The organism is Roseovarius lutimaris, from assembly GCF_900115165.1.
GTDB classification, from domain to species: domain Bacteria; phylum Pseudomonadota; class Alphaproteobacteria; order Rhodobacterales; family Rhodobacteraceae; genus Roseovarius; species Roseovarius lutimaris.
This window is the reverse complement of record NZ_FOVP01000004.1, coordinates 1-23,999: the sequence shown is the minus strand read 5'-3', so window position 1 is coordinate 23,999 and position 23,999 is coordinate 1. Positions and strand designations below refer to the sequence as shown.

At 61.8% G+C, this 23,999-nt stretch carries 27 protein-coding genes; 12 read left to right on the top strand and 15 right to left on the bottom strand.

Going from position 1 to position 23,999, the window contains the following annotated elements; genetic code table 11:
• Positions 1-139 precede the first annotated feature (139 nt).
• Positions 140-730: a LysE family translocator gene (locus tag BMZ91_RS04400; RefSeq protein WP_092835175.1), complete on the top strand. Its 591-nt coding sequence runs from the start codon at positions 140-142 to the stop codon at positions 728-730.
• Positions 731-808: 78 nt separating this feature from the next.
• Here BMZ91_RS04400 and BMZ91_RS04395 read toward each other — a convergent pair whose 3' ends face one another.
• Positions 809-2,206, bottom strand: coding sequence for an aminotransferase family protein (locus BMZ91_RS04395; protein WP_092835173.1), 1,398 nt, complete (start codon positions 2,204-2,206; stop codon positions 809-811).
• 427 nt (positions 2,207-2,633) lie between these two features.
• On the opposite strand from BMZ91_RS04395, the gene BMZ91_RS04390 reads away from it, so the two are divergent.
• The 3 genes from BMZ91_RS04390 (at position 2,634) to BMZ91_RS04380 (ending at position 5,790) form a co-directional block, all read left to right on the top strand.
• Complete coding sequence (locus tag BMZ91_RS04390) at positions 2,634-3,632, top strand: taurine ABC transporter substrate-binding protein (RefSeq protein WP_092835171.1); 999 nt, start codon at positions 2,634-2,636, stop codon at positions 3,630-3,632.
• 86 nt (positions 3,633-3,718) lie between these two features.
• A complete protein-coding gene (locus BMZ91_RS04385) occupies positions 3,719-4,528 on the top strand; it encodes a taurine ABC transporter ATP-binding protein (protein WP_092835169.1) in 810 nt (269 codons plus the stop codon).
• On the top strand, positions 4,525-5,790 hold the full coding sequence (locus BMZ91_RS04380; RefSeq protein WP_092835167.1) for an ABC transporter permease: 1,266 nt from the start codon (positions 4,525-4,527) through the stop codon (positions 5,788-5,790). Before BMZ91_RS04385 ends, BMZ91_RS04380 begins: the two co-directional genes overlap by 4 nt.
• A gap of 123 nt (positions 5,791-5,913) precedes the next feature.
• On the opposite strand, the gene dapA is transcribed toward BMZ91_RS04380, so the two are convergent.
• Positions 5,914-6,789 carry a 4-hydroxy-tetrahydrodipicolinate synthase gene (dapA, locus tag BMZ91_RS04375; RefSeq protein WP_092835165.1) on the bottom strand — a complete coding sequence of 292 codons (876 nt, stop codon included), beginning with the start codon at positions 6,787-6,789 and terminating at the stop codon, positions 5,914-5,916.
• Positions 6,790-6,943: 154 nt separating this feature from the next.
• Between dapA and BMZ91_RS04370 the strand changes: the two genes are divergently transcribed.
• Positions 6,944-8,896 (top strand): lytic transglycosylase domain-containing protein, encoded by a 1,953-nt coding sequence (locus BMZ91_RS04370; RefSeq protein ID WP_092835163.1) that lies wholly within the window; start codon positions 6,944-6,946, stop codon positions 8,894-8,896.
• Positions 8,897-8,915: 19 nt separating this feature from the next.
• On the opposite strand, the gene BMZ91_RS04365 is transcribed toward BMZ91_RS04370, so the two are convergent.
• From BMZ91_RS04365 to mnmC2, 6 genes are all read right to left on the bottom strand, one after another.
• Entirely contained in the window at positions 8,916-10,067 is a 1,152-nt protein-coding gene (locus BMZ91_RS04365) for a transporter (protein WP_177193788.1), read from the bottom strand.
• A gap of 74 nt (positions 10,068-10,141) precedes the next feature.
• On the bottom strand, positions 10,142-10,522 hold the full coding sequence (locus tag BMZ91_RS04360; RefSeq protein WP_092835159.1) for a DUF2946 family protein: 381 nt from the start codon (positions 10,520-10,522) through the stop codon (positions 10,142-10,144).
• Positions 10,523-10,669: 147 nt separating this feature from the next.
• A complete protein-coding gene (locus BMZ91_RS04355; RefSeq protein WP_092835157.1) occupies positions 10,670-11,812 on the bottom strand; it encodes a transporter family protein in 1,143 nt (380 codons plus the stop codon).
• Positions 11,813-12,100: 288 nt separating this feature from the next.
• Positions 12,101-12,538 (bottom strand): hypothetical protein, encoded by a 438-nt coding sequence (locus BMZ91_RS04350; RefSeq protein WP_245736203.1) that lies wholly within the window; start codon positions 12,536-12,538, stop codon positions 12,101-12,103.
• Positions 12,539-12,650: 112 nt separating this feature from the next.
• Positions 12,651-13,517 carry a DMT family transporter gene (locus BMZ91_RS04345; RefSeq protein ID WP_092835155.1) on the bottom strand — a complete coding sequence of 289 codons (867 nt, stop codon included), beginning with the start codon at positions 13,515-13,517 and terminating at the stop codon, positions 12,651-12,653.
• Positions 13,514-14,191 (bottom strand): tRNA (5-methylaminomethyl-2-thiouridine)(34)-methyltransferase MnmC2, encoded by a 678-nt coding sequence (mnmC2, locus tag BMZ91_RS04340; RefSeq protein WP_092835153.1) that lies wholly within the window; start codon positions 14,189-14,191, stop codon positions 13,514-13,516. Before mnmC2 ends, BMZ91_RS04345 begins: the two co-directional genes overlap by 4 nt.
• A gap of 63 nt (positions 14,192-14,254) precedes the next feature.
• On the opposite strand from mnmC2, the gene BMZ91_RS04335 reads away from it, so the two are divergent.
• Both BMZ91_RS04335 and BMZ91_RS04330 read left to right on the top strand, forming a co-directional pair.
• Positions 14,255-15,283 (top strand): NAD(P)/FAD-dependent oxidoreductase, encoded by a 1,029-nt coding sequence (locus BMZ91_RS04335; RefSeq protein ID WP_092835151.1) that lies wholly within the window; start codon positions 14,255-14,257, stop codon positions 15,281-15,283.
• An 11-nt stretch (positions 15,284-15,294) separates the two neighbouring features.
• Positions 15,295-15,699: a VOC family protein gene (locus tag BMZ91_RS04330; protein WP_092835149.1), complete on the top strand. Its 405-nt coding sequence runs from the start codon at positions 15,295-15,297 to the stop codon at positions 15,697-15,699.
• Here BMZ91_RS04330 and pqqE read toward each other — a convergent pair.
• Genes pqqE through pqqA form a run of 5 tightly spaced genes read right to left on the bottom strand, consistent with a single transcriptional unit; the run spans position 15,696 to position 18,832 of the window.
• Positions 15,696-16,790, bottom strand: a complete 1,095-nt coding sequence (gene pqqE, locus BMZ91_RS04325) for a pyrroloquinoline quinone biosynthesis protein PqqE (RefSeq protein ID WP_092835506.1) — start codon at positions 16,788-16,790, stop codon at positions 15,696-15,698. The two genes, BMZ91_RS04330 and pqqE, sit on opposite strands and share 4 nt — an antisense overlap.
• The gene (gene pqqD, locus BMZ91_RS04320) at positions 16,790-17,062 is read right to left on the bottom strand and encodes a pyrroloquinoline quinone biosynthesis peptide chaperone PqqD (RefSeq protein ID WP_092835147.1); all 273 of its coding nucleotides are present in this window, start codon (positions 17,060-17,062) and stop codon (positions 16,790-16,792) included. Before pqqD ends, pqqE begins: the two co-directional genes overlap by 1 nt.
• Positions 17,059-17,808 carry a pyrroloquinoline-quinone synthase PqqC gene (gene pqqC, locus BMZ91_RS04315; RefSeq protein WP_092835146.1) on the bottom strand — a complete coding sequence of 250 codons (750 nt, stop codon included), beginning with the start codon at positions 17,806-17,808 and terminating at the stop codon, positions 17,059-17,061. Before pqqC ends, pqqD begins: the two co-directional genes overlap by 4 nt.
• Positions 17,805-18,698, bottom strand: a complete 894-nt coding sequence (pqqB, locus tag BMZ91_RS04310) for a pyrroloquinoline quinone biosynthesis protein PqqB (protein WP_092835144.1) — start codon at positions 18,696-18,698, stop codon at positions 17,805-17,807. The genes pqqC and pqqB overlap by 4 nt, the downstream gene beginning before the upstream one ends.
• A gap of 32 nt (positions 18,699-18,730) precedes the next feature.
• The gene (gene pqqA / locus BMZ91_RS04305) at positions 18,731-18,832 is read right to left on the bottom strand and encodes a pyrroloquinoline quinone precursor peptide PqqA (RefSeq protein ID WP_073198349.1); all 102 of its coding nucleotides are present in this window, start codon (positions 18,830-18,832) and stop codon (positions 18,731-18,733) included.
• Between the two features lie 178 nt (positions 18,833-19,010).
• On the opposite strand from pqqA, the gene BMZ91_RS04300 reads away from it, so the two are divergent.
• The 3 genes from BMZ91_RS04300 to BMZ91_RS04290 are packed head-to-tail and all read left to right on the top strand — an operon-like array spanning position 19,011 to position 20,267.
• Positions 19,011-19,214: a hypothetical protein gene (locus BMZ91_RS04300; protein ID WP_092835142.1), complete on the top strand. Its 204-nt coding sequence runs from the start codon at positions 19,011-19,013 to the stop codon at positions 19,212-19,214.
• A 19-nt stretch (positions 19,215-19,233) separates the two neighbouring features.
• Entirely contained in the window at positions 19,234-19,914 is a 681-nt protein-coding gene (locus BMZ91_RS04295) for a hypothetical protein (RefSeq protein ID WP_245736202.1), read from the top strand.
• Positions 19,915-19,916: 2 nt separating this feature from the next.
• Complete coding sequence (locus BMZ91_RS04290; protein WP_092835140.1) at positions 19,917-20,267, top strand: hypothetical protein; 351 nt, start codon at positions 19,917-19,919, stop codon at positions 20,265-20,267.
• On the opposite strand, the gene BMZ91_RS04285 is transcribed toward BMZ91_RS04290, so the two are convergent.
• Positions 20,268-21,080, bottom strand: a complete 813-nt coding sequence (locus BMZ91_RS04285) for a quinoprotein dehydrogenase-associated SoxYZ-like carrier (protein WP_092835138.1) — start codon at positions 21,078-21,080, stop codon at positions 20,268-20,270. It lies immediately after the preceding gene.
• A gap of 97 nt (positions 21,081-21,177) precedes the next feature.
• Between BMZ91_RS04285 and BMZ91_RS04280 the strand changes: the two genes are divergently transcribed.
• Positions 21,178-22,209 (top strand): quinoprotein relay system zinc metallohydrolase 2, encoded by a 1,032-nt coding sequence (locus tag BMZ91_RS04280; protein ID WP_092835136.1) that lies wholly within the window; start codon positions 21,178-21,180, stop codon positions 22,207-22,209.
• A gap of 5 nt (positions 22,210-22,214) precedes the next feature.
• Here BMZ91_RS04280 and BMZ91_RS04275 read toward each other — a convergent pair whose 3' ends face one another.
• Positions 22,215-22,823 (bottom strand): hypothetical protein, encoded by a 609-nt coding sequence (locus tag BMZ91_RS04275; protein ID WP_245736201.1) that lies wholly within the window; start codon positions 22,821-22,823, stop codon positions 22,215-22,217.
• 148 nt (positions 22,824-22,971) lie between these two features.
• On the opposite strand from BMZ91_RS04275, the gene BMZ91_RS04270 reads away from it, so the two are divergent.
• A partial coding sequence (locus BMZ91_RS04270) for an S-(hydroxymethyl)glutathione dehydrogenase/class III alcohol dehydrogenase (protein WP_092835500.1) occupies positions 22,972-23,999 on the top strand: 1,028 nt, incomplete at its 3' end.

Sequence of the window (23,999 nt, the reverse complement as noted above, 5' to 3'; positions counted from 1 at the left end):
GGCGACCCTCGCCGCGCTTTTGCATGCGCGTCTCGGTTTTGGCGGCCCGGGTGTCACAGCCCGGGCTTTGCTTTGCGCAGGAAACGGGTCGCGTGGCGGCGCGATTGCGGTAACTCTTGCTGGCAAAAGGAGGGCTGTCATGGGGCCTGCGATTTCTGCCTTGCTGATCTTTTTGTTGCCGCTGGCCTATAGTCCGGGGCCGGGCAACATGATCTTTGCCGCCATGGGCGCGCGGTTCGGTGTTGCGGCGACATGGCCTGCGAGCTTTGGCTATCACATTGCGACATGGGCGGTGACGCTGGCGATCGGGCTTGGCTTTGGTGTCGCGATGCGGGGCGCGCCCGCGGTGGCGCAGGCGCTTCAGATCATTGGCGCGGGCTATGTGATGTGGCTTGCGCTTGGGCTCTGGCGCGCCGGGGCAATGCAGGGCGGTGACATGCGGGCCGCGCGGCCGATGGGGTTTGGCGGCGGCATGGTGCTTTTGCTGTTCAACCCCAAGGCCTATGTGATCATCGCGCTGATGTTCACCCAATTCAGCGTGGCCCCCGGTCTTGGTGTGTTTGGGGTCGCGACGGTGTTTACCCTCAACAACATGCTGGCCTTTGCCCTTTGGGCCGCGCTTGGCAGGTGGCTTACGCGTCTTTGGTCGCACCCTGATCAGGCGGTTTTGCTGAACCGGGGGCTGGCGGCGATGCTTGCCGGGGTGGCGATCTGGATGGCGCTTGCCTAGGGGCACCAGCGGGACATGAAAAAACCCCGGCACAGATCAAGGTGCCGGGGTCAGTCAGGAAAAGAGAGGTCGTCTTGCCTAGCCGAACACGCGGGTCAGTGCCGCGTCGGTGGCCGAGATGATCTGATTGATATCGTCCTTGGTCGCGATCAAGGCCGGCGAGTAACACAGGGTGTTGTTAAAGCCGGGAACAGAGCGGTTGGTCGCGCCGATGATCACGCCCTGGGCCATGCAATCGGCCACAACCGCCTGAACCTGTTTCTCGGGGGTGGGCTCTTTGCTGGTGCGGTCGCTGACAAGTTCGGCGCCAAGGAACAGGCCCTTGCCGCGCACCTCGCCGATCACCGCGTGCTTGTCCTGAAGCGCGCGCAACTGATCGAGCATATAGTCGCCCATCGCCACGGTGTTGTCCAACAGACCCTCTTCTTCGATGATCGAGAGGTTTTCCAGCGCCGCCGCCGGGCCCGCCGTACAGCCGCCAAAGGTCGAGATATCGCGGAAATAGCTCATCGGGTCGGTGGCATCGTCGCGGAACATGTCGAACACGCGCTCTGAGGTCACGCAGCAGGCGATGGCGGCATAGCCAGAGGCGACACCCTTGGCCATGGTCACGAAATCGGGCTCGATGCCGTAATGCTGATAGCCGAACCATGTGCCGGTGCGCCCGACGCCACAGACGACCTCGTCGATATGCAGCAGGATGTCATACTTGCGGCAGATTTCCTGAACGCGCGGCCAATAGCCCTTGGGCGGAACGATCACGCCGCCACCGGCGGTTACCGGCTCAAGACAGAGCGCGCCGACGGTATCGGGCCCCTCGCGCAGGATCACCTCTTCAATCGCGTTGGCGGCGGCGATGCCGTAATCTTCGCCTTCCAGATCCCATTGCGCGCGGTATTCAAGGCAATGCGGCACCCGCACGAAACCGGGAGTGTAGGGGCCATATTCCGCGTTGCGCTCGTCCTGGCCGCCGGCCGAAAGACAGGCGATTGTGGTGCCGTGATAATCGCGCTCACGATAGAGGATCTTGTGTTTCTTGCCGCCATAGCGCTTATGCGCGATCTGGCGCACCATCTTGAACGCCTTCTCATTCGCCTCGGAGCCAGAGTTGGTATAATACACCCGTGTCAGACCCGGCATTTTCGCAATCAGCCGCTCGGAGAACATCGCGCCGGGGATCGAGCCGGCAGAGCCCGCGAAATACGGCAGCTTGATCAGCTGATCGCGCACCGCATTGGCAATCCGTTCGCGACCATAGCCGACATTGACGGTCCAGACCCCGCCCGAAACGCCATCAAGGTGCTCTTTGCCCTTTTGATCCCAGACCCGCATGCCGCGCCCCTCGACGATGATGCGCGGGTCGCCCTTGGGGGCCTCGCCGGTCCAGGGGGCGTGCTGAATAAGGTGATGCCAGACATGGGCGCGGTCGGCCTCGACCACGCGAGAGATATCATTGTCGAAAAGTTTGCCGTCCATCTTGATGCTCCATCGGGTTGAGGCCCGGCGCAACGCGCGGGCCTGTGGTCACTGTCCATATTGGTTCTGGCTTTATATCAGCCGGGAAATGCCACGTGCGGATAGGGCCAGAAGAAGTCAATATTTAAGGCCAAAAATCTGTTCTGGCCCTGAGTTTTGTGTCTAATGCATTGGCAAATAATGGGATTTTATCGCAACTAGCGGCAAATTGCCAGCTTTGAGGCAATCCAAAAACTTCTTTTCGGATATGCTGAAATGACCTTAGGTCTGCTATTATTGCGTTGATCGGTTCTGTTGGATCGGGTTCACTCTGTGACGATGCCTGTCGTCATCTGGGCTCAACTGATCAGGGCCGGACGCATCAAAAGCCGCCGAAAAGTGCGGTTTCAGGTATAAAAAGTAATGTAATCAACGGGAGAAAAACGATATGAAATTGAAATCAAAGCTGATGACGGCCGTGGCCGGTGCCGCCTTCGCGGTCAGTGCCGGCGCCGCGACAGCGCAGGAAATCACCGTGGGGTATTTCCTCGAATGGCCGATGCCGTTCCAATATGCCAAGGAAATGGGCACTTATGACGAAGAGATGGGCGTCAAGGTCAACTGGCGTGCCTTTGACACCGGCACCGCGATGAGCGCGGCCATGGCCAGCGGCGATGTGCATCTTTCGGTCAGCCAGGGCGTGCCGCCCTTCGTCGTGGCCGCAAGTGCGGGTCAGGATATTCAGGTGCTTGATGTGGCCGTGTCCTATGCCGAAAACGACAACTGCGTCGTTGCCGAGGCGCTTGAAATCGACAAAACCAACGCGGGCGAGCTTGCCGGCAAGAAAGTGGCTGTGCCGCTTGGCACCGCCGCGCATTACGGTTTCCTCAAGCAGATGAGCCATTTCGGCGTGGATATCGCCAGCATGGACGTGGTGAACATGGCCCCGCCAGAGGGTGCAGCAGCGATTGCACAGGGCGCTATCGACATGTTCTGTGGTTGGGGCGGAAGCCTGCGGCGCGCGAAAGAGCACGGCAATGTCCTTTTGACCGGCGCCGAAAAAGAAGCGCTTGGTATTCTGGTTTTTGACGTGACAAGCGCCCCGGCCGGCTTTGTTGCGGAAAACCCCGATCTGGTGGCCAAGTTCCTGAAAGTGACCGCAGATGCAAATGCCATGTGGAACGACGGCAGCAACCGCGACAAAATGCTGCCGGTGCTTGCCAAGGATAGCGGCATGGATCTGGATGCGACAGCCTCGACCATCGACACCTTCGTGTTCCCCAGCGTGGAAGAACAGCTCACAGCCAAATGGCTGGGCGGCGGCGCGCAGGAATTCATGAAAGGCGTGGCCGAAGTGTTCGTCGAGTCAGGTAGCATCGATTCGGCATTGGCCACCTATGAAGACAGCGTCAACACCGGCCCGCTGGCATCAGCCAACGGGATGTAAACCGCACCCGATGTGACAGACAGGGGCCCGTCCGTGCCGCGGGCGGGCTCTTGCGCAGCAATCCCAATGACAAACAGGGGGTGGGAATGTCCACACTTTCCATCGAAAATATCTCGATGCGGTTCGACTTGCCGAATGGCTCGCATGTGCAAGCCCTTCAGAATGTCTCGCTTGAATTGAAGACGGGCGAATTGATGAGTGTGCTTGGCCCGTCGGGCTGTGGCAAAACCACGCTATTGAATATTCTGGCCGGGTTTCTTGCCCCGACCGAAGGCCAGATCACGCTGAACGATCACCTTGTCACCGGGCCGGATGCCGAGCGTGGCATGGTATTTCAGCAAGGCGCGTTGTTTGAATGGATGAGCGTGCGCGAAAACGTAAGCTTTGGCCCGCGCATGAAGGGACAGCGCGAGGCCCAATACGCCGGTAACGTTGATCACCTGCTGGATGTCGTCGGACTTAAGGATTTCAAGGAAAAAGCGGTTTATGAGCTGTCTGGCGGCATGCAGCAACGGGTGGCGCTGGCGCGCTGTCTGGCCAATGATCCCGACGTGATCCTGATGGACGAGCCGCTTGGCGCACTTGACGCGCTGACCCGAGAAAAGATGCAGGGGCTGGTTCTGAAGCTCTGGAAAGAGACCGGCAAGACGATCGTCCTGATCACCCACTCGGTTGAAGAGGCCCTGTTGCTGGGAGAGCGTCTTTTGGTGATGGCGCCGCGGCCGGGGCGCATCCACAAGGAATACCGCCTGCCGTTTGCCGAAATGGGCGTCGGGCAAGACCTGCGCGAAGTGAAGAAACACCCTGAATTCGGGGCGAAGCGCGAAGAAATCCTGTCGATGATCTGGGATATGGAAGAAGAGATCATGGGCCGCACCGAGGAGGCAGAGGCATGACCATTCTGATCATCTATGTTGCCATTTTCGTGGCCGCGTTTTTCGCCGTGCGCAAGGGCGTCAGCAAGTTCCGCCAAATGAACGATTACACCTCGCTCAAGACGGTGACCTTTGGCGATGAAAGCGCGGTGCGGCCGGATCGGTGGGCCAGTGTGATTTCGGTTGTGACGATCTTTTTGCTCTGGGGCGCCTTCACCGGAAGCAAATGGGTGCCGATCCATGCGCCAGGACCGTTCATCGGCGATACCGAGTTTGTCTATACGCTTGAGGCCCCCGACGGCAGCCGCGATGACGCCACGGTTTACGCCCGCGTCTTCAAGGTCGGCGAAGAGGTGAGCGACCGCGAGATCGAGCCCGGCGATGGCTTTGCCAAGAACGATTCCATCACGGTGGGCGCCTGGCGCTCAGAGCTATTGCTGATGGACAAGAACGATGAGGCAAAACGTAAGGACGGCGCCAAGGTTGTGGCCATTGATGGCCAGCCCGTCGCCCCCGGTGACACCGCCAAGGTCAGCAACGGCACGGTTGCGATCACCAGCAAGGGGTCGTTGAATTTCGCGCCCTCCAAGGGCATGCAGATGGAGCCAATCTGGCTTCCGCCGCCGGAATCGGTGGTGTCGCGGGTCGCTGAAATCTCCGAGCAGGGCTATCAGAACTTTACCCTGTTCGAGCATCTCTACTGGTCGCTGTTCCGGGTGGTCGTGGGGTTTGCCCTTGGGGCTTTGGTGGGTATTCCGCTTGGCTATGCCATGGGGCTGAGTGACTGGTTCCGCGGCTGGTTCGATCCGATCGTGGAATTCATGCGCCCGGTGCCGCCTTTGGCCCTTATCCCGCTGGTGATCATCTGGGCGGGGATCGGTGAAAGCGGCAAGATCATCCTGCTGTTTCTTGCGGCGCTCTGGATCATGACCATTTCAGCGCGCGCGGGCGTGTCCGGCGTGGCGATTTCCAAAGTGCATGCGGCCTATTCCCTCGGGGCGAGCAAATGGCAGCTGATGCGCTATGTGATCATGCCCAACAGCCTGCCAGAGATCTTCACCGGCGCACGTGTCGCGATGGGGGTCTGTTGGGGCACGGTTGTGGCCGCCGAGCTTGTCGCCGCCGAAAAGGGCGCGGGCATGATGATCATGGTCGCGAGCCGGTTTCAGCTTACCGATATCGTGATCATGGGGATCATCCTGATCGGGATCATCGGCTATGGTATCGACATCCTGATGCGCAAGGCGGAAAGCTGGCTTGTGCCGTGGAAAGGGCGGGCCTGATCCGGCAGGGGTGACAGGGGGCGCTGCCCCCGTCGCCGCAAGCGGCGCCTCCCCCGGAGTAGTTTTGCCAAGAAGAAGGGGATGAAGCAGGGCAAACCTTGCTTCATCCTTTTACGTTTGAGGCTAGTTGAGCAGACCGGCGTGACGCAGACCGGCATCGACAAGCGCCTTGGTCGGCTCGGTGAGGGGGGTCAGGGGCGAGCGGACCTCGTCACTGCACAGGCCAAGCCGCGACATGGCGTACTTGACGCCGACGACGCCCGGCTCGGTAAAGATCGCGCGATGCAGCGGCATCAGACGATCCTGAATCTCAAGCGCCGTGGCGTAATCGCCCGCAAGCGTTGCCTCTTGGACCTGGGCCACCAGTTTGGGGGCGACATTGGCGGTGACCGAAATCACGCCTTGTCCGCCCTGGGCATTAAAGCCATGGGCGGTGCCGTCTTCGCCGGAAATCTGGGCAAACTCCTTGCCACAGGTGATCCGCTGGGCGCAGACGCGGGCCAGATCGCCGGTGGCATCCTTGACGCCGACAATGCGCGGCAGTTTTGCAAGCTGGCCCATGGTGTCGGGTGTCATATCCACGACCGAGCGGCCGGGGATGTTGTAGATCACGATCGGCAGGTCACAGCAGTCATGCAGCGCGGTGAAATGGGCGATCAGACCGGCCTGCGTGGGTTTGTTGTAATAGGGCGTCACCACCAGCGCGGCGTTGGCCCCGACCGACAGGGCATGCTGCATCAGGCGCATCGCTTCGCGGGTGTTGTTGGACCCGGCCCCGGCGATCACCGGAATGCGACCTGCGGCGGCCTTGACCACTTCGGCGACGACGGTTTCATGCTCGCCGTGGCTCAGGGTCGGGCTTTCACCGGTGGTGCCGACCGGCACGAGGCCATGGCTGCCCTCACTGATATGCCAGTCGACGAGTTTCTTGAGCGTATCCAGATCCAGCTCGCCGTCCTTGAACGGCGTGACCAGGGCAGGAAAAGATCCTTTGAACATGACACGCTCCTTTCGTCTCTACGTGAGGGCGGGCGGCGCCCGCTGTGATCAGCTTTGCCTGAGCGGTTCGGCGCGCATGGTCCGGGTGTTGTGAATGGACGCGGGCGCGTGTGACGCATAGGCTGGCGCTGTCTATCCTTCGCAATGGCGGGAAATGCAAGAGATGTTGCGCGTATGCACCCTTGTTCTGGGGTTTATCGGGTCGGTTTTGACGGCGCATGCCGCCGATTTGCCACGCATTGCCCCGCGCCCTCTGGCCAGTGCGCTTGAGGCGATGCAGGGCGGCCGCTGGGATATGGCGGCGCAATTGGCGCGGCGCGACGGGGCCGCGGCGGGGGATCTGATTGAATGGTATCGCCTGCGCGCCGGGCGAGGCGCGCCCGCCGAGGTGTTGGCGTTTCTCAATCGAAATGGCCATTGGCCGGGGCTTGAGTATCTGCGCCGACAGAGCGAAGAGGCGATGGCCCATGCGGCGTTTGACGACGTGCTGGCGTTTTATGAGGGCTATAGGCCGCAGACCGGCACCGGGGTGCTGAACTATGCCCGGGCGCTTGTCGCGCGTGGCCGGGTGGGCGATGCCGAGGCTGGCGTGGTTCTTGGTTGGCGCACGCTTGATCTGACAACCGAGGAGCATCACGATTTTCTGGCCGAGCATGGCGCACTTTTGGCGCCGCATCATGCCGACCGCCTTGAAATGGCGCTTTGGCGGGGGTTGCGCGATGTGGCCGATATGCTGCCTCTGGTCAGCGCGCCCGAACGCAGGCTGGCCGAATTGCGCCAACAGGTAGAGAAAGACGGCGGCGAGGGGCTGAGCGCGGCGCAGGAACGTCACCCCGGCATCGCCTATGAGCTATTCAACAGATATCTGAGAAACGACCCTGACAAGGCCATTGCGGTGATCCTGCGCCAAAGCCGGATCAAGGCGGGGCTTGGCGAGCCCGAGCGTTGGGCCAGTTGGCGACGCGCCCTGGCCCGCCAGCAGATGCGCGATGGCAAGGCGCAACTGGCCTATGATCTGGCGTCGGTGCATCAGCTTGTCGAGGGCGCGAATTACGCCGATCTGGAATGGTTGTCGGGCTATCTTGCATTGCGTTATCTTGAGGCGCCGGCATTGGCGCTTGATCATTTCCAACGCTTCCGCGCGGCGGTTGAAACGCCGATTTCGCTTGGTCGCGCGGGTTATTGGATCGGGCGCGCGCAAGAGGCGCTTGGGGATCATGAGGCCGGCAAGCTCGCCTATGGCGAGGGGGCCGCCTATCAGACAAGCTTTTACGGGCTGCTGGCAGCGGAAAAAGCAGGCCTGCCGGTCGATCCGATGCTGGCGGGGCGGGAAACCTTCCCGCCCTGGCGTCGGGCGGATTTTGCAACAAGCGACCTGCAAGAGATCGGCACGCTGGCGCTTGCGATGGGCGATCTCGGGCTTGCGCGGCGGTTTTTCATTCATCTTTCAGAAGCGCAGGATCGCACCGGGCTTGGCCAGATGGGCCAGATGCTTGACGAATTGAAGCAACCGCATTTGCAGGTGATGATTGGCAAAGCCGCCGCACAGCGCGGCCTCGTGATCGAAGCGCCCTATTATGCCCTGCATCCGTTGGCCGATATGTCGCTTGCGGCGCCAACCGAAATGGTGCTGGCGATTGCCCGGCGCGAAAGCGAGTTCAATCCGTCGGTGGTCAGCGGCGCGGGTGCACGGGGCCTTATGCAGGTGATGCCGGGCACCGCACGCGATGTGGCGCGCGATCTCGGGATTGCATATGAGCGTGACAAGGTGCTTGTCGACTGGGCCTATAATGCCCGGCTTGGCGCGACCTATCTGGCGCAATTAGGCGCGCGGTTTGATGGCAATGTGGTGCTGGTCGCGGCGGGCTATAACGCGGGGCCGGGACGAGCGGCGCAATGGTTGGCGGAATATGGCGATCCGCGTGACACCAACGGCGATGCGATTGTCGACTGGATCGAGCATATCCCGTTTCGCGAGACCCGCAACTACGTGATGCGCGTCGCGGAAAGCCTTCCGGCCTATCGCGCGCGTCTGGGCAAAGAGCCGCTGCCAACGCCCTTCACGCAAGAGCTGCGCGGCAGCAGTGTCGCCCCCCTTGGAGATTAGGGCCAAAGGGGGCGGGGTCTTAGAACGGTTTGCGCCAGGCGACGGCAATTGACCAATCGGTCTTTGACTGCACCCCGTTGAGGTTCTGATAGACCGGCACGCCAAGTTCGACCCCCAATAGCTGTCCCTTAAGAGGTCCGCGGCGCGGCGTGAGATCGGCCCCGGCATAGAGCGTGACATAGTCGCCGCCATAATTGCGCGGATCGGCCCCAAGCGAGGGGCCGGCAATATTGCTGTCGCGGCCTTTGATCCGCCCGGCATGGCGATATTCGGCGCGTCCGGAATAGCTTATCCAAGGCGCGGCGCGATAGCTGAGCCATCCGCTTAGCGCGGCCTCATGCCCAAGACGATAGCCCTCGTCATTATCGCCCAAACGCACGATTGCGCGCATCTGGCCACCCCAGTTGAGCGCACCGCGTCCGGTTTCGTAGGTCAGGCTTGGGTGAAGGTCAAAGGTGCCCGATCCAAGTTGCATCGAATAAGCCAGCCGCCGGGTGGGGCGGGTGTTCATCGGCGAGAGCATCTGCCCGGTCTCGGTGATCGACCCGGTCGGCAGGCTAAGCCCAAGCCCAAGGCGTGCGCCGCCCTTGGGCGTCTTGTTGAGCGCCAGCAAAGCCCCGAGCCGGATATCGCCGAGCCCGTTCGATCTGGTGGTGTTGTCGCCCAGAACAGTGGTGCCGACAGGCCCCGCATAGGTGCGCATGGTCATGGATTTTTCCACATAGGGCAGCATCCCCATCAAGGTAAGCCGCTTGCTTGGGGCATACATCGCGCCCAGCATATGCATGTCCATGCTCATGTTGACCGGGGCGACGCGGATGGTGGGCGGCTGTCCGGGCAGGGCGGCAAAGGCGTTTGGCACGGTGGTGACAAGGGTGTTGGCATCCATGTCATTGGTGCCCTGACGGATGCCCGACATTTCCATGCCGCCATAGCGATAGGTCAGCACCAGTTTGCCCTTGGGCAATTGATGCCGTCCCGGCACGCCAATCGGGCCGTGGCGGTGCATTTGGTGGTGTTTCCCGGCATGAGGCATGTCGTTCATGTCGCTCATGTCTTGCGGCATCATGTCGTCGCCCTGCTGGGGCATGGTCTGGGCGGTGGCCATTGTGGCCATTGTGGCCAGCAATCCGGCGCAGGCAAGCGCCGCGCCAAAGGTTCGGTTGATCATCATCATATCTTTCGGATCGGGCGCGCCCTGTGGCGGCCCTCTATTTCGGTCTTGGTGTTGAAAGGCGTGGGTCTTCAGGACCAAAGATATGGTGGCGCGCGCGGATGATATCCGGCGGGCCGCGCAGCGCTTGCCCAAAATAGGGCGGGCGGTGCGATCTGTTTCGAGATGCTCAGGCGGCTTGGAATGGAAAGCGGCAGGTCGGGGGAAACAAGGGCTGCGACGACACCAAAGGCGGGGCAGGGATCGTGCTGTGTCTCGCCCTCGCCGGACGCGCGCTCCAAAGGCAGGCTCTGGCCGCCGATGGGGATATAGATGATCTCGGCGCCGGTGCAGATTGCCATCATGCCGGGGCCGGGCGCGCCGCCTGCCATCACCATCGGCAAGGCCGTCACGCGCAGCGCTAGAAGGCAGGCAATCAGGATCGCCAAAAAGCTACGGGCGCCTGATTTCATGTGTGAATTTGTGCGCCGCATGCCTGCCTTGATGGTGGTTTCGGGCTGTTATATGCTCGCTCACGAATTTGTGAAGTGCGGCCGGGCCGATTGGCCCCTTTTGCCGCAGGGCCGGGCGCGCAGGCTGGGCCGCGCGCCCGGATCGCCTTAGAACGCCAACTGCCAGCCCAGTGTCGCGGTCCAGTCAGTTTCCATTTGGGGGCCGTTCAGTTTCTGATAGATCGGCACACCCAACTCGAACGCAAGGCGATGGCCGCGCAGCGCGCCCCTTTGCCCCATCAGGTTGAAACCGCCATAAAGCGTGACGGTGTCGCCGCCATAGTTATCGGGGTCGGCGGTTTGCACCGGCCCGGCGATCAACGGGTCACGACCGGTGATATCGCCGGTGGTGCGCGCCTCGACGCGGCCCGACAGGCTTATCCAGGGTTCGGGCTGATAGCTGGCCCATGTGCTCACGGCGAGCTGATCGCCAAGGCGATAACCGTTGTTCTTGCCGGTGCGGATGACGCCCGAAAGCTGCGCGCCCCATTTGGTAAGCCCCTGACCGCCATTATAGGTGATGCCGGGCAAGAGGTCATAGGTGCCCGAACCAAGCTGCATCGCATAGGGCAGGCGCACAGTGGGGCGTGTGCCGTTGGGCGCAAGAATGGTGCCGGTCTCCGAGGTTGACCCGGTCGGCAGGCTGACACCCATGTTGAGGTGAACCTTGTTGTTGCCGCTCTCCATCAGCCCGATCAGCGCCGAGACCTTCACATCGCCGATGCCTTCGGATTTGGTGCGAAAGCCCCCCAGGACCGTGGTGCCGGCACCGCCCTGATAGGTCAGGTGATCCATCTGCTTATCAATATAGGGCAGCATCGCCATCAGGGTGATGCGATCATTGGGGGCATACATGGCGCCAAACATATGCATCTGCATCTGCATGTCCGTGGGCACGATGCGCAATGTGGGCGGTTGGCCGGGGGCACCGAAAAAGCGGTTCGGAACGGTGGTGGCAATCGTGTCGTTGCTGACGTTGTTGCTGCCGATCTGGTTGCCGCGCATGTCCATATGCATGAACCGATAGGACAGCATCACCTCGCCTCGCTTGTGGCGGTGTTCGCCCATCACGCCAATCGGCGCGTGACCATCGGCCCGCAGCGGCGGCAGGTCGGTTGTGGTCACGGTGAAGCCCGTGGCGGCATCATTGGCGGGAACCGGATCGTCTTCATGGGCAAAAACCGGGGCGGCGAGGGCGGTCAGCGAAAGGGTGGCGCAGAATGCGGCTGCGCGCAGGGAAACCTGTGTCATGTGAGATAACTCATTTTATTGTTTTAGGGCTTGGCTCTTCAAAGGCCGGACCAAATCGAAGGTGATAAAGTCAGGCCGTAATGGGGGCTGGCATGGCCGATATGGCCCTGTTCACCGGTTCCGAAGCACCCACCGGCCCACGTTTGCACGGGGCGGAAAAGCGATTTGGCTGAACAGGTAACTACGTAACTATGCGGCAGGCGCGCGTGCGCCGGATGTCCCGCTGGAGATGCACCAAGGCCGATAATTCGACAGGGCGCACGGGCAGGACCAATCGGCGAATGCCAGCTATCCCAGGGCCGACACCGGCGGCGCGCGAGAGCTGTAGGCGGCAGGCAAATCGCCTGCCGCCGCCCGAAAATCGTCATTCGGTACATGTGTCCGTGAGTAGACAAGGTTGGTGGCATCCGGGTCGATGTCACAATCCGGCAATGCCCCCGCAGTTTTGAAGAACGGGCAGGGCGTGAAAACGTGATGGGCTTCGTGTTTGTCGGTCTGGCCGGGGTTGTGGTCACTATGCTGCGCATGCGCGGCGACCTTGGCCTGCGCGGCCTGCGCTGCCAGTTCGTGTTGACATTCGACCGCGGCGGAGGCGGCGACACGCAGGACAAGCAGCACGACAAGAAACGCCGGGAGCATGCCCAGAGCTTTTATCGCGTTGATGATTCTGCCGATTTTCATCGCCACCAATTTCCCGACCCCAATAAAACAGGCCGATTGTTCCAAAATCCGTCGCTGGCCCGAGTAATGAATGGGGCTGCGTTGCCTTGAGCGTACCCCGGTGGGGCATCTGCTGGCCTGTGGCGGATTGCCACACCCTCTTGCCGAGCGGCTTGGCCTAGGCAGCGCGGCGTTGCCGCCAGAGTGTAAACAGCCCCGCGCCGACGATAAGCGCGCCACCGAGCGCCACATTCAGGCGGATCGTTTCGGAAAAGGCCAGAATGCCGATCGTGCTGGCAAACATTAGTTGCAGATAGGCAAAAGGCTGAACCGCGCTTGCCTCGGCGACCTCATAGCATTTGATCAGGGTCCAGTGCCCCGCGGCGCCGGTGATGCATAGCGCGCCCATCCAGACCCAGTCAGAGGCGATCATCGGCTCCCAGAACCACATGCCAACGGCGGTCATCGCCACAGAGCCGACCGTGCCGGTCCAGAAAAAGCTTGTCGCGGCAGTATCGCGACGCGCCACGTAGCGCGTCAACAGGCCGTAAAGCGCAAACATCAACGCGGCGATCAGCGGCACGATGGCTTGCGGTTCGAACACCCCAAAGCCCGGCTCGAGGATGATGATCACCCCGACAAAGCCAACCCCGATGGCCAGCCACCGCCGCCAGCCGACCTTTTCCCCCAGAACCGGCCCCGACAACGCGGCGATCAACAGCGGATAACAGGCAAAAACCGCATGGCTTTCGACAAGGCCCAACAGGGTAAATCCAAAGATCATTACGCAGATCTCGGTCACCAGAAGCAGCGAGCGAAACGCCTGCATCAACGGCTGGCTCGTGGTGGCGGCGGCGCGCAACCCGCCCGCCTTGCGGCTGGCGATGGTCATGACGAAGGCGGCAAAGAACCAATAGCGGATCATCACCACCATCAGCACGTTGTATTCGCCCGCAAGATGGCGCGAAATGCCGTCCTGCACCGCAAAGATAAACGTCGTGGCGATCATCAGCCAGATCCCCAGCCGGGTGTTTTGTGCGTTCATGTCGTGCCCTTCGTGGCGGTGGTCATATGGCGTTTGCGGCCAAACCCCGGCTGACGGGTCACGACAAATCCAGCCGCCTCAAGCCCACGGCGCACGAAACCCGCCGCCGTATAGGTCGCCGCCGTGCCGGTGGCGGTTGTGTGCCGTGCGACCTCGGCCAAAAGGTCGTCTTGCCAAAGCTCGGGGTTCTTGGCCGGGGAAAACCCGTCGAGAAACCATGCATCGGCCTGGCCTTGCCAATCGGCAAGGGTCTGGCGCGCATCGCCCTCGATCAGGGTGAATGTCAGGTCGGTCAGCGTAATCACCTGCGCACCGCCCTGCCAAAGCGGCGCAAGTTCTGCCGCGACATCCGACAGCTCGGGAAAGGCCGACTGTGCGCGTCGCATCTGTTCGGGGCTCATTGGATAGGCCTCGAACGTGGTGAAATGCAGTCGCCCGTCGACATTGGCCGCACGCCATGCGGCGAGGCTTGCCAAAAGGTTCAAGCCGGTGCCAAAACCCAGCTCGGCAATGTGAAACCCATCGTAAAACCGCGCCGGAAGGTCATTGCCCGTCAGAAACACATGCCGCGTTTCCGCCAACCCGTTCTCAAGGCTGAAATAGGGATCATCAAACCGGGTCGAGACGGGAATATCGCCGTCATTCCAGAGGATATCGACCTGCTGGCCCTGCATGCTGTGATCCTTTAAAGCGGGGGTGGATGGGCGTGACCATGCAGGGGGACAGGCGCTTTGGCAATGGCCGATATAACGGTAATGGGGGCGGGGATCTTTGGCCTTTCGGTGGCGTGGACCTGTGTACGGCGCGGCGCGCGGGTGCGGGTGATTGATCCCCATGGCCCCGGTGCAGGGGCGTCGGGGGGTATCGTCGGTGCGTTGGCCCCGCATGTGCCGGAAAACTGGAATGACAAAAAGGCGTTTCAATTCAAGAGCCTGCTCATGGCGCGCGCCTTTTGGGCCGGAGTCGCCGAGGCCTCGGGTCAATCGCCGGGTTACGGCCGCCTTGGGCGGTTGCAACCGATTGCCAATGAGGCGGCTTTGACGCTGGCCAATGCCCGCGCCCTTACCGCGCGCGATCTCTGGCAGGGCAAGGCGGACTGGCGCGTGATCAGGGCCGGGGGGGAGTGGGCCCCGTTCACGCCCACCGGATATCTGATCGAGGACACGCTCAGCGCGCGCCTGCATCCGCGCCGCGCCTGCGCCGCGCTTGTGGCGGCGATTCGCACGAAGGGCGGCGAGGTGGTGCCCTCGGGCGTGCTCGAGGGTCGGGTGATCTGGGCCACCGGCGTTGCGGACCTGCAAGAGCTAAGCCATGCCCATAGCCGCAGCGTCGGCCATGGCGTCAAGGGGCAGGGCGCGCTGTTGGGTTATGACGCGGCAAGCCTGCCTCAGCTTTTTGCCGACACGCTTCATATCATCCCGCATGAGGATGGCACCACAGCGGTCGGATCGACCAGCGAGACCACCTACGACGAGCCCACCACCACCGACGACCAGCTTGACGCGGTGATCGCGCGGGCGCGCGCGGCGGTGCCGGTTTTGGCCGATGCGCCGGTGCTGGCCCGGTGGGCGGGTATTCGCCCGCGCAGCCGCAGCCGCGCGCCGATGCTCGGGGCGCACCCCCTGCGCGCGGGTGAATTCATCGCCAATGGCGGCTTCAAGATCGGCTTTGGCATGGCCCCCAAGGTCGGGCAGGTGATGGCCGATCTGATGCTTGACGAGGTGGATGGCATCCCCGAGGGCTTTCGCCCCGAGGTCTCATACTGAAAGGACTGCGCATGCAACCCAAGTTGACCGGGCTTGATCATCTGGTGCTAACGGTGGGCAATCTTGACGCGACGATCGCCTTTTACCGCGACGGTCTGGGGATGCAGGCCGAGGCGTTTACATCCATGGACGGGACGGTGCGATGGGCGCTAAAGTTTGGCGCGCAAAAGATAAACCTGCATGTTGTCGGCGCCGAGTTTGAGCCCAAGGCGCGTTGCGCCACGCCCGGATCGGCGGATTTGTGTTTCCTGAGCGACGTGGCAATTTCAGATTGGCAGGCGCATCTTGCCGTTCTTGGCATCCCGGTGGAAGAGGGCCCGGTGCGACGCACAGGGGCCATGGCCCCGATCCTGTCGCTTTACCTGCGCGACCCGGATGGCAATCTGGTCGAGGTATCAAACCCAATCATGAGTTAACCCGGCGTCTTGTCCATCACCCGCCATGTCATCGGGGCCTCGTCCTGACCGGAGAAATCGGCGGCCAGATCGCGGATCCTGGCGTGATCCGGGGATTTGACACAGACCGGATCGGTTGCAGTGGGGTCGCCCGCAATCGCCATCGCCTGACAGCGGCAACCGCCGAAATCAATCGTCTTGCGCTCGCACGAGCGGCAGGGTTCCTGCATCCAGTCGGTGCCACGATAGGCGTTGAAGGCGCTGCCGTCCTGCCAGATATCGGCCAGCGGACGGTCGCGGACATTGTCAAATTCGAGGCCCTTGATGGTCTGCGCCGCATGGCATGGCAGCACGAGCCCGTCGGGCGCGACATTGATGCCAGTGCTGGCCCAACCGCCCATGCAGGGCTTGGGGTAATCGGCATGATAATCGGCGGGAACATAGTCGATCACCAGCCTGCCCTTGAGCCGCGCGCGGGCCTCGGCGACGGTGCGATTGGCCTCTGCCGCCTGTTCGCGGGTGGGCATCAGGGCGCCACGGTTCTGCATCGCCCAGCCGTGGAATTGCACCGTTGCCACCTCGATCCGCCGCGCGCCCATCTCCTGTGCCATTTCAATCGCGCGGCCAAGCTGATGCATATTGCCCCGGTGCATCACGAAATTTAGGGTAAGCGGAAAGCCAATCGCGCCGATCCATTTGGCCACCATCATCTTGCGGTCATAGCCGCCCTTATAGCCGCCGATCCGGTCGGCCATCGCCGCATCGGTGCCCTGAAGCGAAAGCTGGACATGATCAAGCCCGGCGGCATCAAGCTCGGCCAGCCGCTTTTCGGTCAGGCCAATGCCAGAGGTGATCAGATTGGTATAAAGCCCCGAATCGCGCGCGGCGCGCACAAGATCGGTAAGGTCGCGGCGCGAGGCCGGCTCGCCCCCCGAAATATGCAATTGCAGCACCCCCATCGCGGCGCCCTGTTGAAATACCGAGCGCCAGTCATCGGTCGAAAGCTCGGCCTCGCGCGCCGTCAACTCGACCGGGTTGGAACAATAGGGGCAAGACAACGGACAGCGATGGGTCAGTTCCGCCAGCATCGCGATGGGGGGCTGAACCTGCATCATGTCACCTCGAGAAAGCGGCGATTGGCCAGCTCTTGCAAGAATTCCGTGCTGTCGCGGGTCACATCCTCCAGCGGCGCCTTGAACGTTTCCGAAAGGTCGGCGGCGATTGCCGCGAGCGTGGTTTTCCCGTCAACCCGGCTTAGGATCGCGTGACCGATAGGGTCAAGCCGGATCGTGCGTTCAGGCGCCAAAAGAACCCAATTGTCGCGCACCTTGTCAAAATGCAGACGCACACCGCGCGGCAGATAAGGGGTGCCCTCGGGGGTCATGCCGCTCCCTTTGCCAGCAAGCCCTGGCCCGGTTGCCATGCACCGGGGGGGATGCGCGCCGGATCGACATAGGCCGCATAAAGCGCATCAAGCTGTGACCATAGCACATCGGTCTTGAACACAAGGGCGGCGGCGGCGGCATCCTGCTTTTCGGCCGTGTCGGCGTGATCAAGCACCCATTTCAGGCCGAATGCCACATCCTTGGGGGCCTCTTTCAGGCGATTGCGAAAATAGGCAAGGCTGCTGTCATCGGCAAAGGCGTAATTGGCCAGCAATCCCTCGATCCGCTCGGCGTGGATTTTCGGCGCGAAAAGCTCGGTCAGCGAGGCCGCGACCGCCTCAAGCAGGGGTTTGTCGCGCACGAAATGCACATAGGCATCGACCGCGAACTTGGTGGCAGGCAGCACGCCATCGGTGCTTGCCACATACTCGGGGTCAAGCCCGACCGCCTGCGCCAGGCGAAGCCAGCGGCGAATGCCGCCCTCATTTTCGGCGGTGCCATCATGATCCTCGATCCGCGAGCGCCAGATGCGGCGCAGATCGGGGTCATCGACGCGGCTCAGAAAGGCGGCATCCTTCATCGGGATGCGGGCCTGATAATAATAGCGGTTGATCACCCAGGCGCGCACCTGATCGGGGGTGCAGCCGCCCGAATGCAGCAGATGATGAAACGGGTGCCGGTCGTGATAGCGCTCGGCACCGATCTGGCGCAGGCGGGCCTCGAAGTCAGCGGGGGTGGCGGTCATAGCGTCAGCTCCATTCCATCCTGTCCGATGATCCAGCCTGCGGCCTCGGCCTCGGCCCGTTCGGCCGCATCGGGGCGGAACACCGGGTTGGAATTATTCATATGCACAAAAACCTTACGCCCGATCCCGAGATCGCGCAGCGCGGCGATAGAGCCCTCTGGCCCGCTCATCGAGATATGGCCCATGCGCTTGCCGGTCTTTTGGCTCAGGCCCATTTCAAGCATCTCATCATCGCGCCAGAGCGTGCCGTCGAAAAACACCATGTCGGCCCCTCGAAGGCGGTTTGCCAGACGCTCGGTCACGGCGGCGCAGCCGGGGATGTAATAGATGTCGCGCCCCTCGGCGTTGATATGCACGCCAGTGGTCTGCTCGCCCTCAAGGTCGGTTTTGACCTCGTCCCCCTCCATGTAAAGCGGCACCTTGCCGGGGACCGAAAACAGCGTCGCGCTCAGGCCGGGCAAAAGCGTGACCTCCTTGTCCAAAGCGATGGTGACACGCGGCACTCGGGCCGGATCAACCGCCTGCAACAGCGGGTTGGCGGCCAGAACCTCGTGGATTTCGCCGGTGGCATGCAGGGCAAAGGGCTGTTGTTCGCGCAGCGACAAAAGCCCCGCAACGTGGTCAATATCGCCATTGGTCAAAAGCACTGCCGCAATCGGGGAGTCGCGCAGGCCCGTCGGATGCAGCGCCGGATTGTCGGCGATTTGGGCGCGGATATCCGGCGAGGCGTTCAAAACGACCCACCGCTCGCCATCTACGCTGATAGCGAGCGAGGATTGTGTGGATGACGGGATTTTACCCGCGCGGGCTAGATTGCAATTCTCGCAGCCGCAATTCCATTGCGGAAGCCCGCCCCCGGCCGCAGCACCAAGTATCAGAGCTTTGAACACTTGCTACCTCGCTGCGCCCGAGATTGAAATATTCAGAACAGGACGCCGCCGCCGTCGCGTTCTTCTGCGGGGCCGTACATGTTGATTTCCATGCCGCAGTTCAACTCACGCAGAACAGGTTTACTCCATGCCATGATCAATCCTCCCTTGGGTTCGTGGCTAGACACCTGAATTAGATATTTGCAACCTCGGCTTGTCAACGGTCCTGACCGGATCGGCCCTACGACTTTAGTGCAGGGCGTGGGCGAGGGGCTTGTGTCGCCTCCCTGTCATGGGCGAAGTTAAGGCAGGAGAGGTTTGCGAGGGACCGGCATGATCGAGCTTTTGTTTGTCATCTGCCTCAAGGCGCAACCCGCGATCTGCGAAGAGCGGGTGTTTCAATACACCGATCGGGGCACGCGCGGCTGTATTGCCGAGGCGATCCCGCAGCTAAGCCTTTGGGCCAACGACCACCCGCGCTGGCGCGTTTCGCGCTGGTCCTGCCAGCCGCTTGGTGGGGCAAGGTCACGGGCCTGAGGGCCGGAACAGGATGAAAATGACGCATAAAAAGGCAGAATTCATGAAGAAACCGGGGCTTGTCCTGGCTATGATCTGTGCAATGGCCATCGGGATCACGGGGGCCGTTCACGCCGCAGACGACACTGAAGGCTATGACCTCATCTTTCGCACCGGCACGCTCGACGATTTCGCGCCCGGCGATCATCTGCGCTATGAGTCGGTGACGGCAAACGAGGCCGCCGCCCCGCAAACGCCGCAGAGCCTAGACCTTGTGATCGAAGACGACGACACCGCCCGCCTGAGCCGCGATATCGACGGCAAGCGCCAGTCGCTCGCGGTTTTTGACGCCAGTGTCGGCAACCCTATGGCGATGTTCTTTCTCGAACGGCTTGTGCGCGATCTGGCGGTGTCGACCGGCGGCAGCAAGTTTTACATCCGCAATCGGATCAAGGACTCGCTGCTTGCGCCCGAGGCAATTACCTCGGATCACATTAGTTATGACGGGGCCGAACAGCCCGCGACACGGGTCACGTTGGCACCCTTTGTGGCCGATGAGAACCGCGCGCGCCTTGGGCCTCTTGCCGATCTGCGGATCGACTTTCTGATGTCGGATGCGGTGCCTGGCTGGTATTACATGATCGAGGCCGCTACGCCCATGCGCGAGGCGGGTGGGCGGTTCTTTCACTCCACGTTGCACTTGTCCGAGGAGGTTCAATAACCATGCGCGCACTGGCGATACTGGCCCTGATTACCCTGCCCATCGGCGCGGCGGCGCAAGACATGGCCGAGCGTCTCAATGACTATCCGACCGAGGCGCGGGCGGATTATGTCTTTGGCTGCATGGCAAGCAACGGCACCACCCAGGACATGCTGCGGCGCTGTTCGTGTTCGATTGATGTGATCGCCTCGATCCTGCCTTATGAAAAATACGTGCAGGCGGAGACCGTGTTGTCGCTGCGCCAAGGCAGCGGCGAGCGGATATCGCTGTTTCGCAGCGCCGCAAGCAGCAACACCATGGTCGCCGACCTGCGCCGTGCGCAAGCCGAGGCCGAAATCGTCTGTTTCAACTGATCAGGATTCGCCGCCCTTTGGCAGGATCTGTTCAAACACATGGCCGTCGGTATCTTCGGCCCGCACCCGCAGATTGGGCGCACCATTATCGGTATAGCCAAAGCGAAACACCGGATCTTCGGAAATTGAAATGCCCCCCGTCAGGCTGAACAGCATCTCATCGCCCTGCCAGACCTTGAGATCCTGAATGAACAGTGCAGGCACGAAAAGCTGGGTGATCTGATCGCGTTGCAGACCGGAGTAATTCGGATGGCGGATCATCAACTGGGCATCGCGGCGGCTGCCGACCTGAACCGGGCCAGTGTCGAAATGGCGCAGACGCATCTTGCCGATATTCTCCATCGCCACCTCTGGGTCGCGGGTGGCGGGCGCGGCACAGCCGCCGGCGGCCTTGACGAAACGCCCGTCGATAAAGCTGGCGGTGTCGGTTTCGGCAACCACGCGCAGGTTGGAATAGGCATTCACCCGAACCCGCGTTTCAAAGCTAAGCGGTGTCATCGCCGGGCCGAAATTGATCTCGGCGGCAAGCGGCGCGGGGTTTTCGTCAACCACGAGTTTCAGCGTCTTGATCGCACCGACGCTCTGATCGGTCTGGATGACGACCACCGGCACGGTTGCCGCATCATGGGCGCGGTAGGGCGCATCGACGCTAAAGATCGCGCCGGGCCTGACCGATTTGGTTTCGTTCAGGATGTCACCGCGCAGATACTCCCAGGTTTCACCGTTCACCAGCGGGTTTCGCAACTCTTCCGCCCAGGCAACCGAACTAAGCGCGATCGCCAAAATCGCGGTCGGGATCGTCAAAGATTTCATCTTGGTCCTCCGAAAGGCACAGTGGCACTTAAGGACAATAGCATGAAACCCGTCAAAATCGTATCAACCATTAGTAGCAGTCGTGCGAGGGCAGGCGATGTTTGAAATTCTGGTCAGCCTCTGTCTGGTGGGGCAACCCGATCTTTGCCAGGCGCGGCTTGTTCCCACCGATGCACCCGATTGCGCCACTGCCCTTGCCCGCGCGGCAAAGGTCGCGCCGGAGTGGGGCGCGGGCTTTACCGCCGGGCCGCCGGAATGTGTGCCGCGTCGCGCCAGCACGCTTGCGTTTTCAGAAATCGCGCCGGGCGTGTACGTGCATCGCGGGCAGGTCGCCGATGTGGCCCCCGAGAACCTTGGCGATGTGGCCAATATCGGCTTTGTCATCGGCCGCGACAGCGTCGCGGTGATCGATTCCGGCGGCAGCCGCGCGATTGGCGAAGAGGTTTACCTTGCGGTGCGCGCGGTGACGCCCAAGCCGATATCGCACATCATCCTCACGCATATGCACCCCGACCATGTCTTTGGCGCCAGCGTCCTTGCCGAGGCCGACGCCGAGATCATCGGCCATCGCAAGCTGGCGCAGGCGCTGAATGCGCGGGCCGAGACCTATGAGGCGAGTTTTGCCCGGCTGATCGGCCCCGGTTTTAGCGCAAGCCGCGCGCCGCTTGCGATCACCCCGGTCGCCGACAGCACTGTGATAGACCTTGGCGCGCGCGCGCTTGTCCTGGTGCCTTGGGAAACCGCGCATAGCGAAAGCGATCTGACGGTGTTTGACGGCGAAACGGCGACGCTCTTTGCCGGGGATTTGCTGTTTGATGAGCATAGCCCGGCGCTTGACGGCTCACTCCTTGGCTGGCTTCGGGTGCTTGACGCCATGGGCACGCCGCCCCCCGCCCGTGTGGTGCCGGGACATGGCGGCCCGGTGATGGGCTGGCCCGAGGGTGGCGAGGCCTTGCGGCGTTACCTTGAAACCCTGCGCGATGAGACCCGGATCGCGGTGGCCGATGGGCTGCGCCTGTCAGAGGCGGTGGAAACGGTCGGGCAGGATGAGGCCGATAACTGGCACCTGTTCGATCTGTTTCACCGGCGCAATGTGACAGCGGCCTTTACCGAGTTGGAGTGGGAATAGCGGCGCTAGTCGTTGATCCGCGCCGCCAGCATCTGGGCAATGGCATAAAGCCGCTTTTCCAACAGTACCGGCGTTTCGCAGGCATAGGTCAATGACAGCGCGCGATCGTGAAACACCCGCTCGCGCCAATCAAGGTCTGCCTCGATCTGATCGATTTGGTCAAAATCGGGTGACTCGGCGGCGGTCATGGTCGCGATCTGGTTGCGCATGGTGTCGATTTCATCGGCCAGTCGCGCCTGATTGCGCGCATAGCGGGTGATGCCGGTCATCAACAGGCTGCGCCGCTGATTGAGACGCTCGAACACATCCGCAAAAATCGCGTTATAGTCATCGCGATCCAGCGCAGGTGTGCCATTGGCGGCCTCATCCAGCGCTTCTTCAGCCTCTTCGAGACTGATTCGCCGTAACGCCAGAAGTTGAGCGAGCTCGGCGGTGGCCGCCGCAGGTTTTTCTTTGGCCGCTTGCGACTCAGGTTGATAGGGCCACATGACGGCCGCCGAAAGCGTATCAACCCGACGCTGAACACAGGGCCAGTCCGGATCATGCGATCCCGCCGCGTAAAGCGGAGAAACCCCAGTAAAAACAATGGCTAAAAGATGCGGCAGGAATTTCATTACAACCTCTACGACTAAGGTCTTACTGAGCGATAGAGCAATCTTGGCACATATTGTCACAGTAGGAAACCGGGTGATTTGAAAACCGTTCTTTGGGGCGAATCGCCAAAAGGTTGTATCGTTGAAGGTACGAGAGAGGACGAACTTGATGAAGACGCGTGCCGCTGTTGCCGTTACTGCCGGTCAGCCGATGGAGATCATGGAGGTGAACCTTGAGGGCCCGAAGGCGGGTGAGGTTCTGGTCGAGATCAAGGCCACCGGGCTTTGTCATACCGATGATTTCACCCTGTCGGGCGCCGATCCCGAAGGGGCGTTTCCGGCCATTCTGGGGCATGAGGGCGCGGGCGTCGTGCTTGAGGTCGGGTCCGGCGTGACCAGCCTTGCGCCCGGCGATCACGTCATCCCGCTCTACACGCCCGAGTGCCGCGAATGCGAGTATTGCCTGAACCCGAAAACCAACCTTTGCCAGAAGATCCGCAGCACCCAGGGCGCGGGCGTGATGCCCGACGGCACCAGCCGGTTTTCGATGCTCGATGGCACGCCGATCCTGCATTACATGGGCTGTTCGACGTTTTCCAATCACACGGTTCTGCCCGAGATCGCGCTGGCCAAGGTGCGCCGGGATGCGCCGTTCGACAAGATCTGCTATATTGGCTGTGGCGTGACCACCGGCATCGGCGCGGTGATCAACACCGCCAAGGCCGAGCTTGGCAATCGCAGCATCGTCTTTGGCCTCGGCGGCATCGGGTTGAACGTGATCCAGGGCCTGCGCCTGTCGGGTGCCGATCAGATCGTGGGGGTTGATCTCAACCCGGCGCGGGTCGAGATGGCGCGGCGCTTTGGCATGACTGATTTCGTCAATCCCAATGACGTGGAGGGCGATCTTGTGGCGCATCTGGTCGAGCTTACGGGGGGCGGCGCGGATTACACCTTTGACGCCACCGGCAACGTCGGCGTGATGCGCACGGCGCTTGAGGCGGCGCATAAGGGCTGGGGCGAAAGCATCGTGATCGGGGTGGCGCCTGCGGGGGCCGAGATCTCGACCCGCCCGTTTCAGCTTGTGACCGGGCGAAGCTGGCGCGGCACCGCGTTTGGCGGCGCGCGCGGGCGCACCGATGTGCCCAAAATCGTCGATTGGTACATGGACGGCAAGATCGAGATCGACCCGATGATCAC